The organism is Amycolatopsis sp. lyj-90 (genome assembly GCF_046549035.1).
GTDB lineage: Bacteria > Actinomycetota > Actinomycetes > Mycobacteriales > Pseudonocardiaceae > Amycolatopsis.
Genome location: NZ_JAJPWP010000006.1, coordinates 74,705 through 98,929 on the forward strand (window position 1 = coordinate 74,705; position 24,225 = coordinate 98,929).

27 protein-coding genes are annotated in these 24,225 nt (G+C 70.0%); 15 read left to right on the forward strand and 12 right to left on the reverse strand.

Features of this window, described 5'->3' with window-relative positions:
* Positions 1–20: 20 nt before the first annotated feature.
* The 7 genes from ACLJPX_RS23540 to ACLJPX_RS23570 form a co-directional block, all read right to left on the reverse strand.
* A complete protein-coding gene (locus tag ACLJPX_RS23540; protein WP_410601988.1) occupies positions 21–962 on the reverse strand; it encodes a DUF389 domain-containing protein in 942 nt (313 codons plus the stop codon).
* Complete coding sequence (gene aspS, locus ACLJPX_RS23545) at positions 962–2,734, reverse strand: aspartate--tRNA ligase (RefSeq protein ID WP_410601989.1); 1,773 nt, start codon at positions 2,732–2,734, stop codon at positions 962–964. The genes ACLJPX_RS23540 and aspS overlap by 1 nt, the downstream gene beginning before the upstream one ends.
* A gap of 98 nt (positions 2,735–2,832) precedes the next feature.
* Complete coding sequence (gene merB, locus ACLJPX_RS23550) at positions 2,833–3,414, reverse strand: organomercurial lyase (protein ID WP_410601990.1); 582 nt, start codon at positions 3,412–3,414, stop codon at positions 2,833–2,835.
* 189 nt (positions 3,415–3,603) lie between these two features.
* The gene (locus ACLJPX_RS23555) at positions 3,604–5,511 is read right to left on the reverse strand and encodes an intein-containing Rv2578c family radical SAM protein (protein ID WP_410601991.1); all 1,908 of its coding nucleotides are present in this window, start codon (positions 5,509–5,511) and stop codon (positions 3,604–3,606) included.
* A gap of 100 nt (positions 5,512–5,611) precedes the next feature.
* Positions 5,612–6,574 carry a sucrase ferredoxin gene (locus ACLJPX_RS23560; RefSeq protein ID WP_410601992.1) on the reverse strand — a complete coding sequence of 321 codons (963 nt, stop codon included), beginning with the start codon at positions 6,572–6,574 and terminating at the stop codon, positions 5,612–5,614.
* 85 nt (positions 6,575–6,659) lie between these two features.
* Positions 6,660–7,841 (reverse strand): cupin domain-containing protein, encoded by a 1,182-nt coding sequence (locus ACLJPX_RS23565; RefSeq protein ID WP_410601993.1) that lies wholly within the window; start codon positions 7,839–7,841, stop codon positions 6,660–6,662.
* Positions 7,842–7,973: a hypothetical protein gene (locus tag ACLJPX_RS23570; RefSeq protein WP_255414917.1), complete on the reverse strand. Its 132-nt coding sequence runs from the start codon at positions 7,971–7,973 to the stop codon at positions 7,842–7,844.
* A 171-nt stretch (positions 7,974–8,144) separates the two neighbouring features.
* On the opposite strand from ACLJPX_RS23570, the gene crcB (ACLJPX_RS23575) reads away from it, so the two are divergent.
* Positions 8,145–8,555 carry a fluoride efflux transporter CrcB gene (gene crcB / locus ACLJPX_RS23575; RefSeq protein WP_410601994.1) on the forward strand — a complete coding sequence of 137 codons (411 nt, stop codon included), beginning with the start codon at positions 8,145–8,147 and terminating at the stop codon, positions 8,553–8,555.
* The gene (gene crcB, locus ACLJPX_RS23580; RefSeq protein WP_410601995.1) at positions 8,552–8,926 is read left to right on the forward strand and encodes a fluoride efflux transporter CrcB; all 375 of its coding nucleotides are present in this window, start codon (positions 8,552–8,554) and stop codon (positions 8,924–8,926) included. Before crcB (ACLJPX_RS23575) ends, crcB (ACLJPX_RS23580) begins: the two co-directional genes overlap by 4 nt.
* Before the next feature lies 1 nt (position 8,927).
* Here crcB (ACLJPX_RS23580) and ACLJPX_RS23585 read toward each other — a convergent pair whose 3' ends face one another.
* Positions 8,928–9,353, reverse strand: a complete 426-nt coding sequence (locus ACLJPX_RS23585) for a MarR family winged helix-turn-helix transcriptional regulator (RefSeq protein ID WP_101606679.1) — start codon at positions 9,351–9,353, stop codon at positions 8,928–8,930.
* A gap of 87 nt (positions 9,354–9,440) precedes the next feature.
* On the opposite strand from ACLJPX_RS23585, the gene ACLJPX_RS23590 reads away from it, so the two are divergent.
* Complete coding sequence (locus tag ACLJPX_RS23590; protein WP_410601996.1) at positions 9,441–10,517, forward strand: NAD(P)/FAD-dependent oxidoreductase; 1,077 nt, start codon at positions 9,441–9,443, stop codon at positions 10,515–10,517.
* 68 nt (positions 10,518–10,585) lie between these two features.
* Here ACLJPX_RS23590 and ACLJPX_RS23595 read toward each other — a convergent pair whose 3' ends face one another.
* Genes ACLJPX_RS23595 through ACLJPX_RS23605 form a run of 3 tightly spaced genes read right to left on the reverse strand, consistent with a single transcriptional unit; the run spans position 10,586 to position 14,516 of the window.
* Positions 10,586–11,536, reverse strand: coding sequence for an LLM class F420-dependent oxidoreductase (locus tag ACLJPX_RS23595; RefSeq protein ID WP_410601997.1), 951 nt, complete (start codon positions 11,534–11,536; stop codon positions 10,586–10,588).
* A complete protein-coding gene (locus ACLJPX_RS23600) occupies positions 11,533–13,641 on the reverse strand; it encodes a prolyl oligopeptidase family serine peptidase (RefSeq protein ID WP_410601998.1) in 2,109 nt (702 codons plus the stop codon). The genes ACLJPX_RS23595 and ACLJPX_RS23600 overlap by 4 nt, the downstream gene beginning before the upstream one ends.
* A 20-nt stretch (positions 13,642–13,661) precedes the next feature.
* Positions 13,662–14,516, reverse strand: coding sequence for a PPK2 family polyphosphate kinase (locus ACLJPX_RS23605; RefSeq protein ID WP_410601999.1), 855 nt, complete (start codon positions 14,514–14,516; stop codon positions 13,662–13,664).
* A 156-nt stretch (positions 14,517–14,672) separates the two neighbouring features.
* On the opposite strand from ACLJPX_RS23605, the gene rocD reads away from it, so the two are divergent.
* The 3 genes from rocD (at position 14,673) to ACLJPX_RS23620 (ending at position 17,974) form a co-directional block, all read left to right on the forward strand.
* Entirely contained in the window at positions 14,673–15,875 is a 1,203-nt protein-coding gene (rocD, locus tag ACLJPX_RS23610) for an ornithine--oxo-acid transaminase (RefSeq protein ID WP_410602000.1), read from the forward strand.
* Between the two features lie 31 nt (positions 15,876–15,906).
* Entirely contained in the window at positions 15,907–17,268 is a 1,362-nt protein-coding gene (locus ACLJPX_RS23615; protein ID WP_410602001.1) for a DUF2252 domain-containing protein, read from the forward strand.
* Between the two features lie 103 nt (positions 17,269–17,371).
* The gene (locus ACLJPX_RS23620; RefSeq protein ID WP_410602002.1) at positions 17,372–17,974 is read left to right on the forward strand and encodes a phosphatase PAP2 family protein; all 603 of its coding nucleotides are present in this window, start codon (positions 17,372–17,374) and stop codon (positions 17,972–17,974) included.
* On the opposite strand, the gene zapE is transcribed toward ACLJPX_RS23620, so the two are convergent.
* The gene (zapE, locus tag ACLJPX_RS23625; protein WP_410602003.1) at positions 17,928–18,962 is read right to left on the reverse strand and encodes a cell division protein ZapE; all 1,035 of its coding nucleotides are present in this window, start codon (positions 18,960–18,962) and stop codon (positions 17,928–17,930) included. The genes ACLJPX_RS23620 and zapE overlap by 47 nt on opposite strands.
* Positions 18,963–19,060: 98 nt before the next feature.
* On the opposite strand from zapE, the gene ACLJPX_RS23630 reads away from it, so the two are divergent.
* The 9 genes from ACLJPX_RS23630 to ACLJPX_RS23670 all read left to right on the forward strand — a co-directional run bounded on the left by ACLJPX_RS23630 (position 19,061) and on the right by ACLJPX_RS23670 (position 24,143).
* On the forward strand, positions 19,061–19,807 hold the full coding sequence (locus ACLJPX_RS23630) for a pyrimidine reductase family protein (RefSeq protein WP_410602004.1): 747 nt from the start codon (positions 19,061–19,063) through the stop codon (positions 19,805–19,807).
* On the forward strand, positions 19,804–20,361 hold the full coding sequence (locus ACLJPX_RS23635; RefSeq protein WP_410602005.1) for an RNA polymerase sigma factor: 558 nt from the start codon (positions 19,804–19,806) through the stop codon (positions 20,359–20,361). The genes ACLJPX_RS23630 and ACLJPX_RS23635 overlap by 4 nt, the downstream gene beginning before the upstream one ends.
* The gene (locus ACLJPX_RS23640; RefSeq protein WP_410602006.1) at positions 20,361–20,786 is read left to right on the forward strand and encodes a hypothetical protein; all 426 of its coding nucleotides are present in this window, start codon (positions 20,361–20,363) and stop codon (positions 20,784–20,786) included. The genes ACLJPX_RS23635 and ACLJPX_RS23640 overlap by 1 nt, the downstream gene beginning before the upstream one ends.
* 135 nt (positions 20,787–20,921) lie before the next feature.
* Complete coding sequence (locus tag ACLJPX_RS23645; protein WP_101606667.1) at positions 20,922–21,371, forward strand: Asp23/Gls24 family envelope stress response protein; 450 nt, start codon at positions 20,922–20,924, stop codon at positions 21,369–21,371.
* Positions 21,371–21,547, forward strand: a complete 177-nt coding sequence (locus ACLJPX_RS23650) for a hypothetical protein (RefSeq protein WP_005157087.1) — start codon at positions 21,371–21,373, stop codon at positions 21,545–21,547. Before ACLJPX_RS23645 ends, ACLJPX_RS23650 begins: the two co-directional genes overlap by 1 nt.
* Positions 21,544–21,900 (forward strand): Asp23/Gls24 family envelope stress response protein, encoded by a 357-nt coding sequence (locus ACLJPX_RS23655; RefSeq protein WP_410602007.1) that lies wholly within the window; start codon positions 21,544–21,546, stop codon positions 21,898–21,900. The genes ACLJPX_RS23650 and ACLJPX_RS23655 overlap by 4 nt, the downstream gene beginning before the upstream one ends.
* A 14-nt stretch (positions 21,901–21,914) precedes the next feature.
* On the forward strand, positions 21,915–22,451 hold the full coding sequence (locus ACLJPX_RS23660; RefSeq protein ID WP_410602008.1) for a DUF6286 domain-containing protein: 537 nt from the start codon (positions 21,915–21,917) through the stop codon (positions 22,449–22,451).
* Positions 22,448–23,035: an alkaline shock response membrane anchor protein AmaP gene (locus ACLJPX_RS23665; RefSeq protein ID WP_410602009.1), complete on the forward strand. Its 588-nt coding sequence runs from the start codon at positions 22,448–22,450 to the stop codon at positions 23,033–23,035. Before ACLJPX_RS23660 ends, ACLJPX_RS23665 begins: the two co-directional genes overlap by 4 nt.
* A 28-nt stretch (positions 23,036–23,063) precedes the next feature.
* On the forward strand, positions 23,064–24,143 hold the full coding sequence (locus ACLJPX_RS23670; RefSeq protein WP_101613071.1) for an ATP-dependent DNA ligase: 1,080 nt from the start codon (positions 23,064–23,066) through the stop codon (positions 24,141–24,143).
* Positions 24,144–24,225: the final 82 nt, after the last annotated feature.

Genomic DNA, 24,225 nt, shown 5'->3' on the forward strand with positions numbered 1-24,225 from the left:
GCACTGACGCGATCTGGGACTCATCCGCGTGAAAGCGGACGTTCCGTTACCCTCGATCGTTGCCCTCGACGGCGCAACATCAGCACAATGGCCGCAGCTGCAACGATTCCGATGAGATTGACCAGCAGCTGACCGGCCGAATAGAGGCACCGGTCCCACTCACCGGCAACCGCCGCGACCACGGCGTAGCCCGCCGCCGGCACCGTGGTCACCGAGATGAAAACGCCGACCAGGGCGGCGGATTTGGCCGAAGTCATGGAAAGCATCCCCGCCGCGCCCGCGAGCAGCGCGACGATCAGCGACGCGATTCCCACCTGGTAAACGAAATCCGCCTCGTGGTTGTCCACGAGTTTGCCGACCTCGAGAACACCCGTGGTGTTGCCCAGCAGCACCACACCGAGGGTGATCACCATGGCGATGGGAAATCCGCCCAGCAGCGCGACGGTGCCCTGTTTCACCAGATCGCCCCGGCGCAGCACCAGCCCGACCGCGATCGCCGCCAGCGGGCCGAATTCCGGCCCGACGACCATCGCGCCGACGATGGTGACCGACGAGTTCGTGATCACGCCCACCGACGCCAGCACGCAAGCGATGGTCAGAAACGCCTGAAATGTCCAGGTAAGCCGGGATTCCTCACCCGTGCGGCCGACGAGTTCCTGCCACACCACCGCGTCCGCGGCTTCGCCCGGCGCGTCCTCTTCGGCCTTGTCCGCGGCGTCGGACACCGCGGTGTCCAGCGCCTCCAAGGTGATCCCGCCGGTGTGGTCGAGGTCGAGCCCGCACAGCGACTCGATGATCTCGTCGGCCGCCTCACGCGCGATGTCGGCCTCGACCAGGTCACCCTCGGGCGCGACCGCCACCCCGCGATGCACGACGAGGTGGGCGATCCCGGCGTGGGCCCGCAGGATCCGGATCGCTTCTTCGGTCCGTTCCGGCGGGCACACGGCCCTGAGATGGAGCATCAGTTCTTGACGGGCGGCGCGGGCTTGGCGTCGATGCCCGCCTCCTTGCGCTGTTCCGGCGTGATCGGCGCCGGAGCCGAAGTCAGCGGGTCGAATCCGCCGCCGGTCTTCGGGAACGCGATCACGTCACGCAGCGAATCGGCCTTGGCCAGCAGCATGACGATCCGGTCCCAGCCGAACGCGATGCCGCCGTGCGGCGGCGGGCCGAACGCGAAGGCGTCGAGCAGGAAGCCGAACTTCTCCTGCGCCTCCTCCTCGCCGAGGCCCATCAGCTCGAAGACCTGCTTCTGCAGTTCCTGCTGGTGGATACGGATCGAGCCGCCGCCGATCTCGTTGCCGTTGCAGACGATGTCGTAGGCGTAGGCCAGCGCGCCGCCGGGGTCGTCGGCGAGTTTGCCGATCCACTCCGGGGTCGGCGAGGTGAAGGCGTGGTGCAGCGCCTTCCACTTGCCACCGCCGACGGCGACGTCGTCGGACTCGTCGGCCGAGATGAACATCGGGAAGTCGACGACCCACACGAACGACCAGGCGTTTTCGTCGATCAGGCCGAGACGGCCGCCGATCTCCAACCGGGTCGCGCCGAGCAGCGAACGCGCGTCGGCGGGCTTGCCTGCGGCGAAGAAGACACAGTCGCCGGGCTTGGCGCCGACGGCTTCCGCGACGGTCTCCCGCTCCTTCTCCGACAGGTTCTTCGCGACCGGCCCGCCGAGCGTGCCGTCCTCGTTGACCAGGATGTAGGCGAGACCGCGGTGACCGCGCTGCTTGGCGAAGTCCTGCCAGGCGTCGAGGGTGCGGCGCGGCTGGTCGGCCCCGCCCGCCATCACGACGGCGCCGACGTAGGGCGCCTGGAACACGCGGAACGGCGTGTCGGCGAAGAACGCGGTCATGTCGGTGAGTTCGAGGTCGAAGCGCAGGTCCGGCTTGTCCGAGCCGTACTTCTCCATCGCCTCGGCGTAGGTGATGCGCTGGAACGGCCGGGGGATCTCGGCACCGATCAGCTTCCACAGCGCCGTCACGATGTCCTCGCCGAGGGCGATGACGTCGTCCTGCTCGACGAAGCTCATCTCGATGTCGAGCTGGGTGAACTCCGGCTGCCGGTCGGCGCGGAAGTCCTCGTCCCGGTAGCAGCGCGCGATCTGGTAGTACCGCTCGAGCCCGCCGACCATGAGCAGCTGCTTGAACAGCTGCGGCGACTGCGGGAGCGCGTACCAGGAGCCGGGCTTGAGGCGGGCCGGGACCACGAAGTCACGGGCGCCCTCGGGGGTGGAACGGGTCATGGTCGGGGTCTCGACCTCGACGAACTCCTGGGCGTGCAGCACCTCGCGGGCGGCCCGGTTGACGTCGCTGCGCAGGCGCATCGCGGCCGCGGGGCCGCTGCGGCGCAGGTCGAGGTAGCGGTGCTTCAGGCGCGTCTCTTCGCCGACGTCGACCCGGTCGTCGATCGGGAACGGCAGCACGGCGGCCTCGGACAGCACCTCGAGCTCGGTGGCCAGCACCTCGATCTCGCCGGTGGGGATCTCGGCGTTGGCGTTGCCGTCCGGGCGCTTCGAGACCTCGCCGACGATGCGGAGGCAGTACTCCGACCGCAGCTGGTGCGCGCGCTCGGCCATCTCGCCCTCGCGGAAGACGACCTGGCTCACGCCGCTGGCGTCGCGCAGATCGATGAAGATGACGCCGCCGTGATCGCGCCGCCGAGCCACCCATCCGGTGAGGGTGACCGTCTGACCGGCGTGCTCGGCACGCAAGGTGCCGGCTTTGTGGGTGCGAAGCACTGCGGGTGCTCTCCTTCGGCATCACGATTCTGCGATTCGGCTTTTCGCCGACGTCAAAGGCTAACGAATCGACACCGATGCCTCGCGACCAGGTGTTCTCAGATCGTCGGCCAGGCCTCCAGCGCCGCGACCATCCGCCGCGTGTGCGCCAGATAGTCGGGCACGGACAGGACCCGGCCGTCGATGTTCTCCAGCAGCCAGCCCGCCGCGGCCTCCTTCGAGGCGAAGAACTGGGTGCAGACCAGCGCCTCGACGTACTCCTGGCCGAGGGTGAGGTCGACGCCCGGCAGCCGCGACGCGGCGACGACGGCGTGCGGTGGGTCCACGCTCAGCACGTGCGCCCGGGTGAAGTGGACGCGGACGCGTGCTCCGGTCGCCGGGCAGACCGAATCCGCGTGCACGGGTTCACCGGTGGCGACGGCCAGCAGGAACAGGTCCACCCGGAACAGGTCGGAACCCGCCCGGCCTGCCGGACCTGGCCGGGCGGCGCGGTCCATCACGACCAGGCCGTCACGGATGACGAAACCCATCAGCTCCATCAGCCGGTGGGCCTCGGCGGGGTCCATACCGACGGTGCCGGCGAGTCTGCCGATGGCGATCGGGTGTCTTCCCGCTCTGGTCAGCTTGGTCGCGGCCCAGGCGATGCGGACAGCGGCGGTGCGGTCAGTCCGGGTGGTCAACAGGCACCTCCTCGCCTTCGTCCCTTCGAGATTAAGCACGAAAGGGATTTCCGCCAAGTGACTAAGCCGAACGGCCGAATCCGTTGTGACGTAAGAAGATTCACAATGCGTGCCGCGTACCGGGAAGACGTTTTCCGGTGTTGCCCGAAAAGAGTCGATCTTTTGGTCGGATGAGGCAAAAGTGACGCCTTACAGCAGCTTGAGCTGTTCCGCGGCAGGCACCACCGCCTCCCCCGCACGCTGCACGGGCATCGTCACCTGCATCCGGTCCCCGTCGTCCGCACGGGAACCGAAGCCGTGACGGCGCAGCAGCGGGCCGACGCGTGTCCCCAACCGCTCTCGATAGGACTTCGGGAGATACGCGCCGCGCGAGTACAGCTCGCGATACTTCGGCACCAGCTCCGGGTGTTCGCGGCCGAGCCAGCGCGCGAACCACTCCCGCGCGCCCGGCCGCAAGTGCAACGGGAGGACGGTGACCCGCGTGGCGCCCGCCTCGGCCAGCCGCGCGAACAAGGCGTCGAGTGCCTCCACCGAGTCGGTCAGGTACGGCAGCACCGGGGCGACCAGCACCGAACACGGGAGCCCGGCGTCGGCCGCCTTGCGGATCAGGTCGAGCCTCGCCCGCGGGGTCGGCGTCCCGGGTTCGAGGCGGCGTTGCAGGCCCTCGTCCAGCAACGCGAGCGAGATCGCCAGCCCGGCGGGCACGTCCTTCGACACCGATTCCAGCAGCGGCAGATCCCTGGCCAGCACGGTCCCCTTGGTCAGGATGGACAGTGGCGTGCCCGAATCCGCCAGCGCGGTGATGATGCGCGGCATCAGCCCGTACCGGCCCTCGGCGCGCTGATAGGGATCGGTGTTCGTGCCCATCGCGACGTGCTCGCGCGTCCAGCTCGGCCGCCGCAGCTGCGCGGCCAGCACTTCGGGCGCGTTGACCTTGACGATCACCTGCGTGTCGAAGTCGCGTCCGGCGTCGAAATCCAGATAGGTGTGGGTGTTCCGCGCGAAGCAGTTGTGCGTGACCATGCCGTCGGCGATGAAGTCACCGGTGCCGGTGGTGATGTCGAACAGCGGCAGCTCGATGCCGAGCGCCTCGATGGACGCCACCTTCCGCCTGGTCCGGCCGATGGCGAGCCCGTCGAGGGACCGTTTCCAGCCGACGACGGGGTCGGCGAGGTGGAAGAAGCGCATCTCTTCGGCCGGGCCGCCGATCAGCTGCACCGTCCACAGCGGACGGAACTTGACGTTTTCGGTCTTCACGTAGCGGAAACCGAAGTTGTCGAGCGCGGCGCAGAAGGTCGAGACGATGTCCTGCTCGTCGTGGGCGACCCGCAGCGCGCCGTGCCGGTAGCTGCCCGCGAGGTCGAACAGCCCGGCCAGGAATCCACGCTGCCAATGGGAATCCGGTGACGGCGGCACCTGCACGAAGCCGACCGACGCGCCGAAGTCGGGCAGGTACTTGAGCGCGCGGTCCGCGGCGGCCTGTTCGGCCGAGAATCCCCCGGACCGCAGCATTCCGCAGAGGAAACCGGCGCGGTAACCGATGGTGTCGTCCGGGGTCCTGGTCAGCTTCCCGACCCCGACGAGTTCGGTGCCCCCGACCAGATGCGGCCGCTGCGCCGCGCCGAAGCGGGAACCCGTGACGTGCTTCCACCCGCGTCCGGTGAGGAACCGGTGGTCGCCACTGGCCACGATGGACGTTCCGTCGTCGAGGGTCAGGCGGTACGCCGGTTTGAGCGTCGACCAGTGCGCGAGGACGGTCGTGGGCACCAGGCGCCGCCCCGCGCCGCGCCCGCGCGTCCCGTAGATCTCGTCGCCGGGCGCGAGATCCGCGAGTGGCTTCGTCCGGCCATCGGCCATCAGGACCGGCGTCCCGCCTTCGAGGCAGTACGTGCACGCGTGGGAGCAGCCGCGGTACGGGTTCACCGTCCAGCCGAACGGGACCCCCGAGCCCTCGGGCACCTTGTTCAGCACGGACTTGGCGTGCACCTCGTGAAAGGTGACGCCGTCGAATTCGGGTGCCCGCACGGAGCGCAGCAGCCCGTCCAATCCGGGCAGGACCGGCTCGCCGCCGTCCGCCCGCTGTCGATCCCATCGCACCCGGCCAGTCGAACACATGTTCTAGACAGGTGTCAAACAGGTGTTCGAACGCGGGTGATCTTTGCCGCGTTTCGTCCTCTGGTCGCGGTCCTTGCGAGGGTCAGAGCTTGGTGATCTCGTCGGTGACGTACCCGGCGGGCTGGATGAGACCCGCGCACCGGCTCTCCCCGCGCGGCGTCGCCGACCGGCGGCGCACGGTCACGGAGTAGAAGTCCTCACCGCCGCGCACGGTGACCACCCGCGCGTCGGATTCGAGCAGCGGCTCCTCCTGGACGGCGAGCACGTCGTCCAATCCGGACAGGTTCAGCTGACGCCGGATCGCGATCTCCGCGAACTGCGCCCACGCCGTCCTGGCGGACGTGCGGCCGCGGAGTTGCTCCGGTTCGACCTGCCCGCGCAACGCGGCCTTGGCGACCAGCGCCGCTTCGGCCGGGTTGAGCTGGCCGTGCAGGAATCCGTCGGGGACCACGAGGAGGTTGCCCGCCCAGCGGTCGCCGCCGACGTGGCTGACCTCCCAGGACCGGCCGGGGTGGTTCGCGTTGAGCGCCGAGGCCAGCGGACGGCCGAGGACCGCGCAGCACATGTCCTTGGTGCCGTGCGTGCAGACCAGGAACAGCGGCCCGTCCACTCGCGTGCCGAGCCCGCCGACACCGTTCGCGACCGCTTCGAGGTCCAGTCCGGCCAGGTCGCTCGTGTCGCGGATCTCCAGGCGCTCCAGCCAGCGGTTGCCCGGTTCGCCCCCGCCGACGTACACGACACGGGGGCGATCCGGGTCTCGCTGGTGCTTGCCGGGACGGCGGATCAGCAGCGGGCGGAGCCCGTGCGAACGTCTCAGGTTCTCGAGCAGCTCACGGCGCTCGGCGGGGAATGCCTCGTCGAGAAGGTTTTCCAGCGCGTCCGCCGGCCAGGGGCCCGGCTGCTCGACGAGCAGCCAGCAGCGCATGTCGGCCGCGGTGCCGGCGGGGCTCGCGCCCAGCATGCGCGCGACGGTGGCGCAGCCCGGCAACGCGGCGGGCGCCGCCGGGCTGTCCGGCGATGGGGTGTCCGAGAGCTGAGCGGTCATCGGCCGACCGCTCCGGACTTCACCTTAGGCATGCCTTAGCTTACCCCGTCCGGGCTACCTTCACACTTCTCGTCCCCTGTGACCTTCAGCCGATGGAGAGAAGCCCCTGTGTGGTGAGCTCGCCGAGGAAGGCCCGGACGGTCCCCCGATCGAGTTCGGACAGCTCGGCGAGTCGCTTGACCGCCTGCGGAGTCCCGTCGAGCAACGCTCTCAGCAGCGGGGCCGCGGCGCCCGCGAAGACGAACCGCTTGCCGTCCGCGAGCAGGGTCACCCGGCCGTCGCCTTCTTCGAGCACCGCCCGCGGGACGAGGAACCGGACTTCGGTCTCGTCGCCGTCCGGCAGCAGGCCGGGGGTCGCCGCCCAGGGCAGCCCGACACGCGGGTGCGCCGGGGCCGACGAGTCGCGCTCGGCGAGGAACCGGCCGACGACGTCGGTGGTGAGCGTGGCTTCCAGTTCGGCGCGCAGGGCGGCGGCACGGACCACGCGCTCGTCCTCCGTCCCGAACCTCGGGAGGTCCTGACGGAACACGGTGCTCGCCCGCAGCTTGTCGGCGAGCCAGGACACCAGGTCGATCCCGGTGGCCGGGCTGAAACCGAGCGTGAGGTGCAGCGACATCTCCCCCACCGCGGTGACGTCGTGCCAATGCCCGCGCGGGACATAAAGGACGTCGCCGTCTTCGAGGATGAAGTCGTCGATGGGCTCACCGGGACGCTCGGGCTGGTCGACGTCGCGGTGCAGCGGAGCGGTCCTGGTCGGGCCGTGCATCCGCCAGCGTTTGCGCCCGGCGACCTGGATGATGAACGCGTCGTGGTCGTCCCAGTGCACGTCGAAGCCGTGGGTCACGCCCCAGCCCGCGTACAGGTTGACCTGGACGCTCTCGCGGAGGTCGTGTTCGAGACTCCTGGCGAGATCGCCGATCGGGTCGCTGAGTTCCTGGATGGCGTCGAGCACCATCGTCGCGCCACCGCGGAGGTGCTCGGTGAACGGAGCGGCCTGCAGGCGGGGGACGGTGCCACTGCGGCGGGTGGGGACGAGATCGGTGTAGCTCTCCATGGGCACCGGAGTGCCATCGAGCGCCAGGCGCAGCCGCGGGAACTCCAGGCGATGCTGCCGGAGGATCGCATTCAGCGCCGGCCACGGCAGCAGGTCGGCGAACCGGCCCGCGCGGCCTTCGAAACGGCGGTAGGTCTCGCCCTGGACGTCTTGGAAGAACTGGCTGACCCCGAGCGGAGCCACGAGGTCAGCCAGTGTCGGCGTTTCGGGCACTCAGCCGTCGTTGCCGTCGTTGTCGGCGGCCGCGCCGTTGGCCTTCCCGCGGTCGACCGCGGTCGGGATCTTTTCGACCTCCAACAGCAAACCGCTGTCGGGAGCCTGCGTAGCTGACTGTTCCTGTGCCATCCTGCCACCTTTTCTCAGACGAGCGGACGGACCGAAAATCGGCCTGGAGCGTCGCCAAGCCTACGACACGTTTCGAGAAAATTCACCGCCCAGCAGGGAAAAACGACCTGCGGAGCGATCTTCGACACCGTGGCGCGAGTTCACCCGGACAGCGGTTCTAAGCTCCCATCCATGGCTGAACCGGCATCCGTCCCACGACCGCGATGGGACGTGCTCGCGGCCGTCGGCGCAGGGGGCGCGCTGGGCAGCCTGGCCCGCTACGGCCTGTCGGTCGCGCTCCCCCATTCGCGGGGCCAGTTCGCGCTTTCGACCTTCGCCACCAACGTTTCCGGCTGCCTGCTCATCGGCGTCCTGATGGCGTTGCTGACCGCTGCGGCCGATCCGCACCGGCTGCTGCGGCCGTTCCTCGGGGTCGGGATCCTGGGCGGTTACACCACGTTTTCGACCTACGCGACGGACTCACTCGATCTTGTGACGACCGGGCATCCGTTCACCGGGTTGGCGTACGCCTTCGGCACGGTGGCCGCCGCGCTGGTGGCGGTCTACGCCGGCCACGAAATCACCCGCGCGGTGGCGAAATGACCGTTTTGCTCGTCGCACTGGGCGGCGGTACCGGCGCGATCCTGCGTTTCCTGACCGATCTGCGGATGCGGGCCCGGCACGGCGCCGCCTTCCCGTGGGGCACGCTGGTGGTCAACATCGCAGGCTCGGCGATCCTCGGGGTCCTCACCGGCTGGGCGCTGTACGGCGGCCAGCCGGACGGGATCCGCTCGCTGCTGGCCGTCGGGTTCTGCGGCGGGCTCACGACGTTCTCGACCTTCGGATACGAAACGCTGCGCCTGTTCACCGAGGAGACACGGCCGCGCGCCGTGCTGAACGTCGGCGTCACGATGGCCGCCGGGATCGGCGCCGCGGCGGCGGGACTCCTGCTCGCCGCCGCCGTCTGGCACTGACTCAGTCTTCGGGGACCATCCGCCACGCGGCCATCGCGATCGCCTCACGCTGTTCGGCCGGGAGACCGGCCGCCATCTCCTCCAGCTTCTCGACGACGCCTTCGTGAGCGGCGTTCGCGAGCCGGAGCCCCTCTTCGGTCAGCGTGATCTTCAGCGCGCGGCGATCGCAGGAATCCGCGACCCGCTCGACGAGAGCGCGCCGCTGCACCCTGTCCACCAGGCCGGTGACGCTGGACTTCTCCAGGTTCAGCAGGCGGCCGAGCTCGGTCATCCCGACACCCGTCTCCCCCTGTGCCAGCACGCAGAGCAGCTGCGCCTGCTGGGGCGTGAGGTCGTGGGACCGGCCGACGTCGATGAAAGCCCGCTGCACGAGATGCGAGAGCCGCACCAGCGCCGTCGCGAATCCGAGGTCTTCGGCCGTGGTCATGCTCCCGAGTCTACTTGACGATCGTTCGGAGTACGAACTACTGTAGTTCGCAGTACCAACATTACGTACTACGAACTAGGGGGTCTCATGACCACGACCGTGGCCGTCATCGGCGGGGGATACGGCGGCATCACCGTCGCCAAGGAACTGGACGCGTTCACCGACGTCGTCCTCGTCGAGCCGCGCGAGGATTTCGTCCACCACGTCGCCGCGTTGCGCGGGCTCGTCGATCCCGAGTGGACGGATCGGCTCTTCTACCCGTACGCCCGCCTTCTCGAGCGAGGGCGGGTGCTCCGCGACCGCGCGGTGACCGTGGACCAGAACGGCGTCACCCTCGCGTCGGGCGAGCGGCTCACGCCGGACTACGTCGTGCTGGCCACCGGTTCGGCGTACCCGTTCCCGGCGAAGATCGACTTCCAGGACAGCGCCGCGGCGAAGGCGAAGATCCGTGCCACGCGGGAAGAACTCGCGGGCGCGGAGAAGGTGCTGCTGCTCGGCGCGGGCCCGGTGGGGCTCGAACTGGCGGGTGAGATCAAGGCGGTGTGGCCGGAGAAGGCCGTGACGATCGTCGACCCGGCGTCGGGGATCCTGCCCGGCTTCCCGGACGAGTTCCGCGCGGAGATCCGCCGCCAGCTCGACGAACTGGGCGTCGAACTCCTGCTCGGCACTTCACTGGCCGAGCCGCCGGTCTCGGAACCGGGGCAGGCGAAGACGTTCACCTCGGGCCTCACCGGCGGCGGCGAGGTGACCGCCGACCTGTGGTTCCAGTGCTACGGGGGCGCGCCGCACACGACGTACCTCGACGGCGAACTGGCCGCCGCACGACAGGCGAACGGACGCGTGGACGTGACCGCCGACCTGCGGCTTCCCGGGCAGCCGCGGGTGTTCGCGCTCGGCGACATCACCGCGCTGCCGGAGGGGAAGCTGGCGAAGGTGGCCGGTGACCACGCGGAGGTGGTCGTGGCCAACATCAGGGCGCTGATCGAGGGCGGCGAGCTGCGGACCCACACGCCGGGCGGGCCGATGATCTCGCTGCCGCTCGGGCCTTCCGGGGGCGCGACCTACGCGGAGGAGGTGGGGGTGCTGGACGCGGCTACGACCTCGGAGATCAAGGGGTCGCACATGATGGCTTCGCGGTACGAAGAGCTTTTCAATGTCGCCTGACGTGTAATGAACGGGACTTTCATTGCAAATTTTGCAATGAAAGTCCCGTTCATTACAGCGGCGGATGGTTAGCGCGGCGCGAGACCCCGAACGTGCGCGAAAGGATCCTCACCCGTCGGAAGCAAGGCGATGATCGGCGTCGTCAGCCCGTTGTCCACATAGGACTGCACCTGCTCACGGCAGGAATCGAGGCTGCCGTGGACGATCAGGTCGTCGACGACCTCGTCCGGGATGACCTGGTTCGCCTTCTGCCGGTCACCGGCGGCCCACGCCTCGTGCATCGGCGCCAAAGCCTCGCCTCGGCCGAGCCATTCGTGGAACGCCGCGTACACCGGCACGGTCAGGTAGCTCGAGATGAGCATCCGGCCGAGTCCGCGCGCGGCGGCCTTGTCCTCGGTGGGGCAGACGAAGATCCGCGCGGCGAGTTCGGTGTCCGGGCCGATTTCGGCCCGCACCTTCGGCACGTCGGAGGGAGCGAGCCAGTTGGTGATGGCGCCGTCGGCCTCCTTCGCCGCCAGCCGCAGCATCCCCGGCCGCAGCGCGGCGAGCATGATCGACGGCGGCGGGTCGGTGGGCCGCTCCAGCCGGAACTTGCTGACGGAGAAGGATTCGTACTCTTCGGTGACCTTCTCCCCCGCCAGTGCCGACCGCAGGAATCGCAGGGTGTCACGGGAGCGCGCGAACGGGGCCTCGAACTCGGCGGCGTTCCAGTTCTTCACGATCACCGGGGACGACGCCCCGATGCCGAGCACGAACCGGCCGGGCGCCAGTTCCGCAACGGTCGCCGCGCTCATCGCCAGCAGGCCGGGGCCGCGGGTGTACACCGGCACGATCGCGGTGCCCAGCCGCAGCTGCGGCGCCCACTGCGAGGCGAGCACCAGCGGGGTGAAGGCGTCGTTGCCCGCCGTCTCGGCCGACCACGCGTCGGTGTAGCCGAGGTCGGGCAGCTGCTCGACCATCTCCTTGTGCGCCGCGAGCGGCACCCCGGTCAGCGGAATCGTGATGCCCCACCGTTTCATGCGTTCTCCTCGCTCTTCACCGCGTCACCGGACAGCTCGCGCACGATCCAGTCGACCTGCGTGCGCATCAGGTTCTCCGCGACCTCTTCGGCTTGCGGCGTCATATGCGTCGCGCCGGCCAGCGGCAGGAACACGTGCGCGCGTCCCTTGGCCAGCAGTGCCGACGACAGGCGCAACGAGTGGGCGACGAAAACGTTGTCGTCGGCCAGTCCGTGCACGATCAGCAGCGACCGCGAAAGGTCACCGGCGCCGGCGATCAGCGAGTTGTGCTCGTAAGACGCCGTTTCCTCCTGCGGAAGCCCGAGGTAGCGCTCGGTGTAGTGCGTGTCGTACAACGACCAGTCGGTCACCGGGGCGCCCGCGATACCGGCGTGGAAGACGTCGGGGCGGCGCAGCACGGCCAGCGCGGACAGGTAGCCGCCGTAGGACCAGCCGCGGATCGCGACCCGCTCCAGGTCCAGTTCCGGATGGAGCGCGGCCGCCGCGTGCAGGGCGTCGACCTGGTCGGCGAGGGTGACGTCGGCGAGTTTGCCCGCGATCTCCTTCTCCCAGGCGGAACCCCGGCCGGGCGTGCCGCGGCCGTCGGCGACCAGTACCGCGAAACCCTGGTCCGCCAGCCACTGCGGGGTCAGGAAGGCGTTGCGGGTCTGCAGGACACGCTGGGCGTGCGGGCCGCCGTACGGGTCGAGCAGCACCGGCAGCTTGCCTTCGCTCTCCTCGTAGCCGGTCGGCAGCACCAGCGCGGCGCGCAGACCCCGCTCCCCCAGCGTCAGCCAGGTCAGGTTCGGCACGACGTCGGGATCGACGGTGTGGGAACCGATGCGCGCCACGGTCTTCTCACCGGACACGACGGTCACCACCGGGCCGCTGCGGTCCAGGCTCCACGACGAGAGCACGGTCAGCGAAGCGTTGCCGGAACCGACGTGCACACCGTCCTCAGTGGACAGACGACGGAGTTCGCCGCCTTCGGTGCGGAAGACGTGGATCTGCGTCGGATCGGCTTCCGAAGCGCTGAACAGCACCTCGTCGCCGACGTGCAGGATCGAGCGCACCTGCAGCCCCGGCGGGGTGACCGCGACCCCGTCGACGACCAGCCGGTGATCACCGTCGGCGGCGCTCTCGCGCACCAGCCGTCCGCCGGTCGTCCACGCCGGGACACCCGCGGCGATCTCGACCCAGCACTCGTCGGTCTCGGTGTGCAGGACCTCGACCGCGCCGGTCGCCGGGTCGACCGCCTGGATCTCGAGGGTGCGCTGGTCACGCGACTGCACGGACAGCAGCGGCTTGCCCGCGGCCGACCAGTGCACCGCGGCCAGGTACTCCCAATCGGTCTTCGCGACGTCGACGCGGGCACCGTCGAGGCCGATGATCGCCAGCGTCACGTCGACGTTCTTCGATCCCGCCGCCGGATACGCGACCACGGTGGCGGGCGACTGCGGGTTGGCCGGGTCGGCGATCGTCCAGCGCGGCACGGCGGCGCGGTCGGACCGCTCGGCCAGCAGGCTCTTCCCGTCCGGGGACCACCAGTAGCCCCGGGTCCGGCCCATCTCCTCGGCCGCGATGAACTCCGCGAGCCCCCAGGTGATGTCCTCGCCGTCTTCCCCGGCGAGCACGCGGTCCTCACCGGTCGCGCGGTCGATCACCCGCAGGCGCCGGTCGCGGACGTAGGCGACGTGGGTGCCGTCCGGACTGGGCCTCGGGTCGACGACCGAGCCGTCGACCAGCACGGACACCGCGCCGGTGGCCAGGTCGAGGGTGTGGAGCTTGCCCGAGAGCGAGAACGCGGCGACGGTGAAGGCGTCGTCGACCGCGTAGCCGACCACGCCACCGCCGGTCTCGCGGCTGCGCTCGCGGCGGGCGCGTTCCTCGGGCGGCAGGTCCTCTTCACCCGGCAGCAGCTCGGCCGCGTCGACCAGCTTCGTCTCCTCGCCCGACACGACGTCGAACGACCACAGGCTGTGCCGCGGGTCGGTGCCGGACTCGGCACGCAGGAACAGGACACGGGAGCCGTCCGGAGCGACCTTGAACTCTTTCGGCGCGCCGAGGGTGAAGCGCTGAGTGCGGGCCTGACGGCGGAGGAACGGAAGATCTTCGAGGCTGGTCACGTCCGCACTCTCTCAGACCATCACTCGGGGACGCCAACGCCTTCCAGCTTCTTCAGCTCCGTCTCGGGGTCGAAGTCGGCCTGAGGGAACTTCGGGTCCATCTCCTCGATCGTCTCGATCAGCAGCCGCGCGACCAGGAAGTTGCGGTACCACTTGTGATCGGCGGGAACGGCGTACCAGGGCGCGGTCGCCGTCGAGGTCTTCGCGAAGATGTCGGCGTAGGCCTTCTGGTAGTCGTTCCACTGGGCGCGCGCGTCGAGGTCGGCGGGGTTGTACTTCCACCACTTCGCCGGGGTCTCCAGCCTCGCCTTGAGCCGCTTCAGCTGCTCCTCCGGCGAGATGTCGAGGAACACCTTCACGACGGTCGTGCCCGCGTCGGCCAGCTCTTGTTCGAACTCGTTGATCTCGGCGTAGCGCTTGCGCCATTCCGCGGCGGGCACCAGCTTCTGGACCCTCGGGACCAGGATGTCCTCGTAGTGGGAGCGGTCGAAGACGCCGACCTGCCCCGGCACGGGGAGCTGTTTGCGGATCCGCCACAGATAGTGGTGGCGTGCTTCGGCGGCGGTCGGCTTCTTGAACCCCGCGTACCGCACGCCCATCGGATTGACCAGGCCGAGGACGTGTCCGACCGTGCCGCCCTTGCCGGAGGTGTCCATCCCCTGCAGGACCAGCAGGACACTGCGCTTGCCGCCGCCGACGCCCTCCGCGTAGAGGGCCTCCTGCAGCTTCGCGAGCTTGCCGCCGGAGTCGGCGAGGTCCTTGAGCGCCTTCGGCTTCTTGTGCGGCCCGATCGGGAACGAGCCCGGATCGTGCCGCTCGGTCCCCTTGCCGATCCTCAGCGCGTCCCGTACGGAGACCTGGTCCTTTTTCGCCATCCGGCGACGATAACCGCGGTCCGCGTCACGCGCCTGCGGTGATCAAGTAGTCCGATGCACGATTTCGCCACTCGATGGAGTCGATACGCAACGAACAACGGGTCAAAGCAACGTTTCCCGGATGAAGTCCACGGGAAGGACATCTAACCTGAACGCATGACGACCGCCGACTTCATCGCGCTCGACGAGCAGTGGAGCACGCACAACTACCACCCCCTGCCCGTCGTGATCGCCACCGCCGAGGGCGCTTCGGTCACCGACGTCGAGGGCAAGACCTACCTCGACTTCCTTTCCGGTTATTCCGCGCTGAACTTCGGGCACCGCCACCCCGGGCTCATCGCCGCCGCGATCGAGCAGTTCGGCCGGGTGACCCTGACCTCCCGCGCCTTCCACCACGACCAGCTCGGGCTGTTCTGCCGGGAACTCGCCGAGCTGACCGGTACCGAGATGACGCTGCCGATGAACTCCGGCGCGGAGGCCGTCGAGTCCGCGGTGAAGATCGCCCGGAAGTGGGCGTACCAGGTCAAGGGCGTCCCCGACGGGACCGCGGAGATCATCGTCGCGGGCTCGAACTTCCACGGCCGCACGACGACCATCGTGTCCTTCTCCACCGACGAGACCGCGCGCGCCGACTTCGGCCCGTTCACGCCGGGCTTCGTCACCGTCAAGTACGGCGACGCCGACGCGCTGCGCGACGCCGTCACCGAGCGCACCGCCGCGATCCTGCTGGAGCCGGTCCAGGGTGAGGCGGGCGTGATCGTGCCGCCCACCGGCTACTTCGCCGAAGCGCGGCGGCTGTGCGACGAGCACAACGTCCTGCTGATCGCCGACGAGATCCAGTCAGGCCTCGCGCGCACCGGCACCGTCCTCGCACTCGACCACGAAGACGTCCGCGCCGACGTCTACACCCTGGGCAAGGCGCTCGGCGGCGGGATCATGCCGGTCTCGGCCGTCGTCGGCAGCCAGGACGTGCTCGGCGTGCTGAAGCCGGGTGAGCACGGCTCCACCTTCGGCGGGAACCCGGTCGCCTGCGCGATCGGCCGGGCCGTGGTCGGGCTGCTCAAGACCGGCGAGTTCCAGGAGCGCTCGCGCGAACTGGGCGCCCACCTGCACGGCAGGCTCGGCGAACTGGTCGGGAACGGGCTGGCCGAGGTCCGCGGCCGCGGCCTCTGGGCGGGCATCGACATCGCGCCCGGCGGGCCGAGCGGCCGGGAGGCGTCCACTGCGCTGGCCGAACGCGGCGTGCTGTGCAAGGAGACGCACGACCACACCCTGCGGATCGCGCCGCCGCTGGTGATCAGCCGCGAGGAACTCGACCGCGGTATCGACGCGATCACGGAGGTCGTCAAGACCCGGTGAACCTTTCGGGCGGCCGGTACGTTGGCTGTCCATGGGAGACGAGCGGGAGTGGGTGGAGCGGCCGCTGGTCGGCACCGAGACGGTGTCGCCGGAGGACTGGTTCGCGAGGGGTAAGGCGCTGCGGGACAAGGCGCCGTCGTCCGAGCACGATCACGCGGCGGCGGGCAAGGAACGGCCCGGGGTGGCGGAGTTCTTCGCCCGGACCAACGAAGGCCGCCTGCCGGAACTGGTGGAACTGCGGCGCGAGCGCATGCTCGCGTCGCCGTTCACCTTCTACCGCGGCGCGGCCGGGCTGATGGCCGCGGATCTGGCGGGCTCGCCGGCGTCCGGGCTGACGGCGCAGCTGTGCGGGGACGCGCACGCGGCGAACTTCGGGCTCTACGGCACTCCCGAGGGCCAGATCGTGATGGACATCAACGACTTCGACGAGTCCGTGCCGGGGCCGTGGGAGTGGGACCTCAAACGGCTCGCCGCGAGTCTCGTGCTGGCCGGGCGCGAGGGCGGCATCGGCGAATCGGGCTGCCGCGAAGCCGCCGAAGACGCGGTGAAGTCCTACCGGCGCACCATCCGGGGGCTGGCGGAACTGCCGTTCCTGCGAGCGTGGAACGCGCTGCCGGACGCGTCGGTGCTGAGCAAGGTGAAAGCGCACGACCTGATCGACGACTTCGAAGAAGCGGCCGAGAAGGCGCGGAAGAACACCAGCGCCAAGGTCACCGCGAAGTGGACCCGGCGGATCGACGACCACGAGACCGGCCTGGAACGGCACCGGTTCGTCGAAGACCCGCCGGTGCTCACGCACGTCGACGACGCGACAGCGGAAGCCGTCGTCACCGGCCTGGTGTCGTATGTGGACACCCTGCGCGAGTCGCGGCGGACGCTGATCTCGCGGTACCGGGTGTCCGATGTGGCCTTCCGGGTGGTCGGCACCGGCAGTGTCGGGCTGCGCAGCTATGTCGCGCTGCTGCACGGGAACTCCGGTGAAGACCTTGTCCTGCAAGTGAAGCAGGCCAACCCGTCGGCGCTGGCGCCCTACCTCGGGCTGCCTTCGCCGGAACACGAAGGCAAGCGGATCGTCGAGGGCGCGCGGCTGGTGCAGGCCGAGACGGACATCCTGCTCGGCTGGACGACCATTGACGGCGTGCCGTACATCGTGCGGCAGTTCCGGAACCTCAAGGGCGACATCGACCCAGCGGAGCTGAAGAAGGACCACCTAGACGACTACGGCCGCCTCGCGGGCGCTCTGCTGGCTCGGGCGCACGCGCGGTCGCTGCACCCGCAGATGCTGGCGGGATACTTCGAGGACGACGAAGACCTCGACGAGGCCATCGGGGCGTACGCGGTGCGATACGCGGATCAGACCGAAGAAGACTTCGCTGCCTTCGCCGCGAGCTGAAGGGGCCCTTCCCCGCGTCTCACTCGACGAAGGGCGCTTTCCCCACGTCTGATGTGGGGAAAGTCCCCTTCAGCCCCCGTGGGCCGTCACGTAATCTCGCCGGATGAGCGGAAGAGCACCGTACGGGCTGGTCGCGGTGACCTGCGCCGTGCTCATGGTCGTCCTCGGCCTGCTGGTCTCCGGCGTAGGTCTGTCCGGGCCCGACGCCTTGGCCGACGGGTGGGTGCGGCGCACCTTCGGCGAAGACCTTCTGCGGCTCCTCGTCCTGCCGACCGAGGCCTACGTCCTGATCCCGATCGCGGTCCTCGCCGTCGCCTTGTGCCTGTCAGGAGGGCACAAGCTCGAAGCGGTACTGACCGTCGTGGGCCCGCTCATCGCGATCCTCGCCAACACCTGGGTACTCAAACCGCTCTTCGACCGCTGGAAGAACACCTACCTCGCCTACCCGAGCGGGCACACCGTCGCGCTGGTCGCGGTGCTGACCGTGCTCGTCCTGCTCGCCCGCCCAGGGGTCGCGACGGCCGTCATCGCGGTCGTGGGCGCGGTGGTGCTCGGCGGTGTCACGATCGGCATGATCGGCCTCGGCTACCACTACCTGACCGACGTCGTGGGCGGCACGCTGTTCGCCGTCGCGACCGTGTGCGCGACGTGGACGCTGCTCACCTGGGCTGCACGGCGTCGCGCGCCAGTGCCGTCAGACGGCTGACGGCGCGCAGGTACTTCTTGCGGTAGCCGCCGTTCACCATCTCCTCGGTGAACAGCAGCGGCACCGGCTCACCCGAGACCACCAGCGGGATCGCGCGGTCGTAGAGCCGGTCGGCGAAGGCGACCAGCCGCAGTCCGACGTTCTGGTCGGGGACCGGGTGGATGTCGCGCAGGTGCACGCGGGTCACGCCGTCGAGAAGCCTGCCGTAGCGCGAAGGATGCAGCTCGCCGAGGTGCCCGCACAACGCGTCGAAGTCGTCCACAGTGGACTCGGGATGCGCGGCGGCGGAGGCTTCCAGCGCCTCCGGGCTCGCGGGCGGCGGCGCGTCGGGCAGGCCGCGGTGGCGGTAGTCCGGGCCGTCGACGCGGCAGACGCCGAAGCGGGCGGAGAGCGACTGGATCTCGCGCAGGAAGTCCGCGGCGGCGAACCGGCCTTCGCCGAGTTTGTCCGGCAGCGTGTTGGAGGTCGCCGCCACGAAGACCCCGGCCGAGATCAGCTCCTGCAGCAGCCGGGTGACGAGCATGGTGTCGCCGGGGTCGTCGAGTTCGAATTCGTCGATCGCCAGGAACCGGTGCTCGGACAGCCGCCGGACCGCTTCGGCGAAACCGAGGGCACCGACGAGGTGGGTCAGCTCCACGAAAGTGCCGTATGCCTTGGGGGACGGCGTCTCGTGCCATGTCGAGGCGAGCAGGTGCGTCTTGCCGACACCGAAGCCGCCGTCCAGGTAGAGCCCCATCGGCCCAGCGGGCGCGTCGTCCCCGCCGCCGAACAGCGCGCGCAGCTTAGACTTCGGCTTCCGGTTCGCGGCCTCGGCCACGCGCTTCGCGAAAGCGCCGCAGTCGACGACGGCCGCGGCCTGGCTCGGCTCGTCCGGGTTGGGCACGTAAGTGGAGAACCGGACGGCGTCGAACCGGGGCGGCGGGACGAGCGCGGTGATCAGCTCGTCGGCGGACAGCTCCGGACGGCGATCGATCAGGCGGGCGGGCATTCGCCGAGAGTAACGGCACCGGCGGCGGCCGTTCACCCTCCCTGACCGGGCGTATCCCCCGCTCAGCGGTGCCGTCGGGCGCGTGCTGGGATGGTCGTGTGCAGCTTTTGTGGCCAACGACACCGGCGGATCCCGTCTCCGACGCCGACCTGGAACGGCTCTACGGGTACCCCGAGGATCTGACCCGTCCCTGGGTCCAGGTCAACTTCGTCAGCTCCGCGGACGGCGCGGCCGCGGTCGACGAGCTGTCCGAGGGGCTTTCGCACCCCGCCGACAAGCGGATCTTCCTGATGGGACGGCTGCTTTCCGACGTGATCCTGGTCGGCGCGGGCACGGCTCGCGCCGAGGGCTACCGCGGCGCGCGGATCACTCCCGAACGCGCCGCCCGCCGGGTCTCGCTCGGCCTGTCCGAAGTCCCGCCGATCGCGGTGGTGACCCGTTCCGGTGAACTTGACCCCGCGGGCCCGTTGTTCACCGACACCAAGGTCCCGCCCCTCGTCATCACCACCGAGAAGGCGCCGCGGGCCGCGCTGGAGCGCGCGGGTGCCGAGGTACTCGTCGCCGGGACCGACGACGTCGACCTCCACGAGGCACTGAAACTCCTGGCCGGGCGCGGGCTGTATCGCGTCGACTGCGAAGGCGGGCCGATGCTGTTCGGCGACCTGATCGCGGCCGACCTCGTCGACCAGCTGTGCCTGACCGTCGCTCCCCTGCTGGCGGGCGCGGGCGAACGCCGGATCGCCGACGGCCGCCCCGCCCCGGAACCGCGGCGGATGGATCTCGCGTCCGTGCTTTTCGAAGACGGCTTCACCATGCTCCGCTATCGCCGCCGGGAGGGCGGGTGAGCGAGCCCGCGCCGGTTCCGGACGAGGAGCTGGCGGCCCGGGCCGCCGCCGGGGACCACGGTGCCTTCGACACGTTGGTCCGGCGGCACACGGCCAGGATGTACCGCGTGGCCCTGCGGATCACCGGCAGCACGTCGGAGGCCGAGGACGTCGTCCAGGAGGCCTGGCTTTCCGCGTGGCGCGCGCTGCCGGCGTTCCGGTTCGAATCCGCGGTGTCCACCTGGCTCTACCGGGTGACGACGAACGGCGCGCTCGGCCAGGTCCGGCGCCGGAAACCGACCGTGCCGCTCGATGAGGGGGACGCGGGCGTCGTGCCTGGTCCGGAGGGGCATGTGGTGAGTGCCGAACAGGTCGGCACCGTGCTGCGCGCGATCGCCGAACTCGATGTCGGCCAGCGGATCCCGCTAATTCTGCGAGAATTCGAAGGCTTGACCTACGAGGAGATCGCCGAGGTCCTCGAGGTCGGAGTGCCCGCCTTGCGCGCCCGTCTGCACCGCGCGAGGGTGGCTCTGCTGGCGAAGCTCGGCGGCAACTTCCGACCCGGGGAACGGTGATGAGCGAGGATCCGCGCGACGACCCCCGGTGGGCGCAGGTGCGCGCCGCCGCGAGCCGTCCGGTGCCGACGCCGCCCGGGCTCGTCGAACGGGTGCTCCGCTCGGTCGGCGGGGTCCGCGGCAGGCACACCACGGCGCCGCTCGATCTGCCCTCGGCGGGTGGGAAGACCCAGGTGTCGGAACGGGCGCTGGTGCTGATGACCAGAAGGGTCGCCGCCGAGATCGGCCGCGACCTCGGCGGGGTCCACGTCTCGGCCGTCGCGCTCGAGGACGACGTCCTCCAGGTGCTGGTGACGGTCCGGTTCGGCGTCGAGGCGTCGGCCGCGGAACTGTTGCGCCACCGCGTCACCGCGGCGCTGACCGGTCAGCTCGGCTCGTCCCCGCCCGCGATCAACGTCCACGTGGTCGACGTCCACCCGGACTGAACCCCCGAAGTGATTACCCCGTTCGGGGGACACGGCGGGACGACTCGGCATGCGCGCGTGTCCTGGTCGGTGAGAGCGTAGGGACCGCCGCGCGCGCAGGTCGCGCGGCAACCGGTGCGAGAAGGAGCGAACTTCATGGCGCAACCGAGCGTGAGCAAGCCCGACACCCCGGTCGCGGGGTCGTCCCTCAACGAGGAAGGAGCCGCCGGCAAGACCACGATCTCGTCGGTGGTGGTGCAGAAGGTGGCCGGTCTGGCCACCCGTGAGGTGACCGGGATCCACGCGCTGGGCGGCGGCGTCTCGCGGGCCTTCGGCGCGATCCGCGAGCGCATCCCCGGTTCCGGCACGGTCACCACTTCCGGTGTCTCGGTCGAGGTCGGCGAGAAGCAGGCGGCCATCGATCTCGACGTGGTCGTCGAGTACGGCGCGCGCATCGTCGACGTCGCGCGGGCGGTGCGCCGCAACGTGATCGGCCAGGTCGAGCAGATCACCGGCCTCGAGGTGATCGAGGTCAACATCGCGGTCAACGACATCCACCTGCCCGACGAGAACGGCGGCGAGACCGAGACCTCGCGGGTCGAATGATGAACGGGACCCAGACCGGCCTGCTCGCCGGGCTCATCCTCGGCCTCGCCGCGACCCAGGGCTTCACCGCGTTCCTGGTGACACTGGCCGTCGGCGTCATCGGCCTCGTCCTCGGCCGGGTGCTCGACGGCGAACTCGACCTCGGCGATCTGTTCGGCCGGGGCCGCGACAAATGACCGTCCCGCCCGACCCGGAAGATCGCGGCACCCTCACCATCGCGCCCGCCGTGGTCCGCAAGATCGCGCAGCACGCGGCGGACCAGGTCGACGGGACCACGCGTGCCGAGCGGCGGATCGCCGGACTCGGGCTGGGGACACACGGCGCGAGCGCGAAGGTCGGCGGTGAGGGCAACGACGTCGATCTCGTGCTCGACGTGGCGCTGAACTATCCGGCACCGGTGCGGCGGATCGTCGGCGATCTGCGCGCTCACGTCACCGAAGAGGTCGAACGGATCACCTCGTACCAGGTCCGCGACATCTCGGTGAAGGTCTCCGCGCTCTTGCCCGACATCGCGCCCCGCGTCCGCTAAAAGGAGCAACTGGCATGCGTTTGTTCGTCCGCCTGCTGTCCGCCCTGATCGGGCTGGCGCTGGCCGCCGCCGGGGTCCTGCTGGCCTTGGAGGTCGGCTGGGGCTGGTGGCGGCCGGGGCGGGGGCCGCTCTTCCTCCCGTGGGACGACTGGCGCGACAGGCTTTCGGGGGTGTCCTGGAGCGCGCCGGAGGTCCGGTACCTCGCGATCGCCGTCGCGGTCGTGGGCCTGCTGCTGATCCTGGCCGCGGCCTCGGCCGGGCGGCGGGCCATCCGGCTGACCGATCCGGCGAACGAGGTCAGCGTGACCACTTCGCCGCGTTCGCTGGCGAGGCTGGTGGGGCTGACCGTGCGCGCGCAGGACAACGTCGCGGGCGCCAAGGTCACCGCCACCGCCAAGAAGATCCGCGTCCGCGCGACGAGCAGGCTGGAAACCGAAGGCGAGCTGCGGCCGCGGCTGCTGGAAACGGTCTCCGGCCTGCTCGACGACGTCCCCCTGGTGCGGCGGCCGAAGGTGTCCGTCGTCGTCGACTCCCCGAAGGACCGCCGATGACCCGTTCGGTCTCCGCCAAGGCGCTCGGCCGGTCCACCGGCACCGAACGCACCCTGACCGTCCTCATCGGACTGCTCGCGCTGCTCGGCGGGGCCGCGGTGATCGCGGTCGGCGCGGGCTGGCTCGGCACCTATCGGGCCGACCGCTCGCTCGTGGACCCGATCGCGCTCGACTGGCTCTCGCAGCACGCGCTCGCCGCCCGGATCGGCGCCATCGTGCTCGGTGTCCTGCTGTTGTGGCTGGGATTGTGGTGGTTCTTCCGGTCGCTGCGCCCGGAAGGCCGTCCGGACCTCGAACTCGACGACGACCTCGTGGTGACCTCCTCGGCCATCTCCGAGGCCGTCCGAGCCGACGCCGAGACGATCGACGGCGTCGGGCGCGCCCGGGTCCGCGCGGTCGGCGACAGCGACAACCCGGCGCTGCGGATCACGCTCTGGCTGAGCGAGGGCACCGACCTGAAACGGGTCTGGGAGCAGCTCGACCTCACCGTCCTGGCCCGCGCGCGGGAATCGCTCGGGGTCACCGTGCTGCCCACCGCCGTCCGGCTCGAACTCGACACGGGAGCACCGCAACGGGTGCGCTGAGCGCGTCGTTGTGGCAAGAATGGCCGTCATGTCGCTTCCCTTGACACCGCCGGTCAAACCGATGCTCGCCAAACCGGCGAAGGCGATCCCCGATTCCGGTGGTCTGCTGTTCGAGCCGAAGTGGGACGGCTTCCGCTGCCTGGTGTTCCGCGACGGCGACGAGCTGACCCTGCAGTCCCGCTCGGAGAAACCGCTCAACCGGTACTTCCCCGAGGTCGTCGAGCGGCTGAAGGCGGCGCTGCCCGAGCGGATCGTGCTCGACGGCGAACTGGTGGTCGGCCGGGACGGGAAGCTCGACTTCGACGCGCTCACCGACCGGATCCACCCCGCCGAAAGCCGGATCAAGCTGCTGGCGGAGCAGACCCCGGCGGAGTTCGTCGCGTTCGACCTGCTGGCGCTCGGCGACGAGTCCTATCTGGACGAACCGACGTCGAAGCGGCGCGAACGGCTGGAGAAGCTGGCCTCGGACGGCATCCACCTGACCCCGGCCACCTCGGATCCGGCGATCGCGCGGCACTGGTTCGAGCTGTTCGAGGGCGCCGGACTCGACGGCGTCATCGGCAAACCGCTCGACGAGCCGTACACCCCCGGCAAACGGGTCCTGCTCAAGTACAAGCACTCCCGCACCGCCGACTGCGTGCTCGCGGGCTTGCGCTGGCACGTCGACGGCGAAGCGGGCGAGATGGTCGGCTCGTTCCTGCTCGGGCTCTACGACGAGGACGGCGTGCTGCACCACCCCGGTGTCGTCGGGTCGTTCCCGGTCACCCGGCGGCGTGAACTGGCCGAGGAGCTGGCGCCGCTGATCACCGACGGGGCCGATCACCCCTGGCTGGGTGACAACGTGCGGGAGAAGCAGCGGATCCCCGGCGGGATCACCCGGTGGAAGTCCAAGGAAGCCCCGTGGGTGCCGCTGAAGCTGGAGAAGGTGGTCGAGGTCGGCTACGAGCACACGGAAGGCGGCTATCCGTCGCGGTTCCGCCACACCGCGCAGTTCAAGCGGTGGCGTCCCGACCGCGAACCGGATTCCTGCACCTACGCCCAGCTCGAAGAAGTGGCCCGCTACGACCTGGACGCGGTCTTCCGCGGCGAGGTCAAGCGCACCCGCTAACCGGGGTCTGACACACCACCTGCGAAGCTCACCCACGAGCTTTGTCATGCCCTGGAAGTGAGGACCAGCCCGTGAGCACCGC

What these genes read in the sequence shown, in the direction of transcription:
- ACLJPX_RS23540 (WP_410601988.1), bottom strand. Translation starts at nt 962, where the DNA reads ATGCTCCATCTCAGGGCCGTGTGCCCGCCGGAACGGACCGAAGAAGCG.
- ACLJPX_RS23560 (WP_410601992.1), bottom strand. Translation starts at nt 6,574, where the DNA reads ATGACCGCTCAGCTCTCGGACACCCCATCGCCGGACAGCCCGGCGGCG.
- ACLJPX_RS23570 (WP_255414917.1), bottom strand. Translation starts at nt 7,973, where the DNA reads ATGGCACAGGAACAGTCAGCTACGCAGGCTCCCGACAGCGGTTTGCTG.
- crcB (WP_410601994.1), top strand. Translation starts at nt 8,145, where the DNA reads ATGGCTGAACCGGCATCCGTCCCACGACCGCGATGGGACGTGCTCGCG.
- crcB (WP_410601995.1), top strand. Translation starts at nt 8,552, where the DNA reads ATGACCGTTTTGCTCGTCGCACTGGGCGGCGGTACCGGCGCGATCCTG.
- ACLJPX_RS23585 (WP_101606679.1), bottom strand. Translation starts at nt 9,353, where the DNA reads ATGACCACGGCCGAAGACCTCGGATTCGCGACGGCGCTGGTGCGGCTC.
- ACLJPX_RS23590 (WP_410601996.1), top strand. Translation starts at nt 9,441, where the DNA reads ATGACCACGACCGTGGCCGTCATCGGCGGGGGATACGGCGGCATCACC.
- ACLJPX_RS23595 (WP_410601997.1), bottom strand. Translation starts at nt 11,536, where the DNA reads ATGAAACGGTGGGGCATCACGATTCCGCTGACCGGGGTGCCGCTCGCG.
- ACLJPX_RS23605 (WP_410601999.1), bottom strand. Translation starts at nt 14,516, where the DNA reads ATGGCGAAAAAGGACCAGGTCTCCGTACGGGACGCGCTGAGGATCGGC.
- rocD (WP_410602000.1), top strand. Translation starts at nt 14,673, where the DNA reads ATGACGACCGCCGACTTCATCGCGCTCGACGAGCAGTGGAGCACGCAC.
- ACLJPX_RS23615 (WP_410602001.1), top strand. Translation starts at nt 15,907, where the DNA reads ATGGGAGACGAGCGGGAGTGGGTGGAGCGGCCGCTGGTCGGCACCGAG.
- ACLJPX_RS23620 (WP_410602002.1), top strand. Translation starts at nt 17,372, where the DNA reads ATGAGCGGAAGAGCACCGTACGGGCTGGTCGCGGTGACCTGCGCCGTG.
- zapE (WP_410602003.1), bottom strand. Translation starts at nt 18,962, where the DNA reads ATGCCCGCCCGCCTGATCGATCGCCGTCCGGAGCTGTCCGCCGACGAG.
- ACLJPX_RS23640 (WP_410602006.1), top strand. Translation starts at nt 20,361, where the DNA reads ATGAGCGAGGATCCGCGCGACGACCCCCGGTGGGCGCAGGTGCGCGCC.
- ACLJPX_RS23645 (WP_101606667.1), top strand. Translation starts at nt 20,922, where the DNA reads ATGGCGCAACCGAGCGTGAGCAAGCCCGACACCCCGGTCGCGGGGTCG.
- ACLJPX_RS23650 (WP_005157087.1), top strand. Translation starts at nt 21,371, where the DNA reads ATGAACGGGACCCAGACCGGCCTGCTCGCCGGGCTCATCCTCGGCCTC.
- ACLJPX_RS23655 (WP_410602007.1), top strand. Translation starts at nt 21,544, where the DNA reads ATGACCGTCCCGCCCGACCCGGAAGATCGCGGCACCCTCACCATCGCG.
- ACLJPX_RS23660 (WP_410602008.1), top strand. Translation starts at nt 21,915, where the DNA reads ATGCGTTTGTTCGTCCGCCTGCTGTCCGCCCTGATCGGGCTGGCGCTG.
- ACLJPX_RS23665 (WP_410602009.1), top strand. Translation starts at nt 22,448, where the DNA reads ATGACCCGTTCGGTCTCCGCCAAGGCGCTCGGCCGGTCCACCGGCACC.
- ACLJPX_RS23670 (WP_101613071.1), top strand. Translation starts at nt 23,064, where the DNA reads ATGTCGCTTCCCTTGACACCGCCGGTCAAACCGATGCTCGCCAAACCG.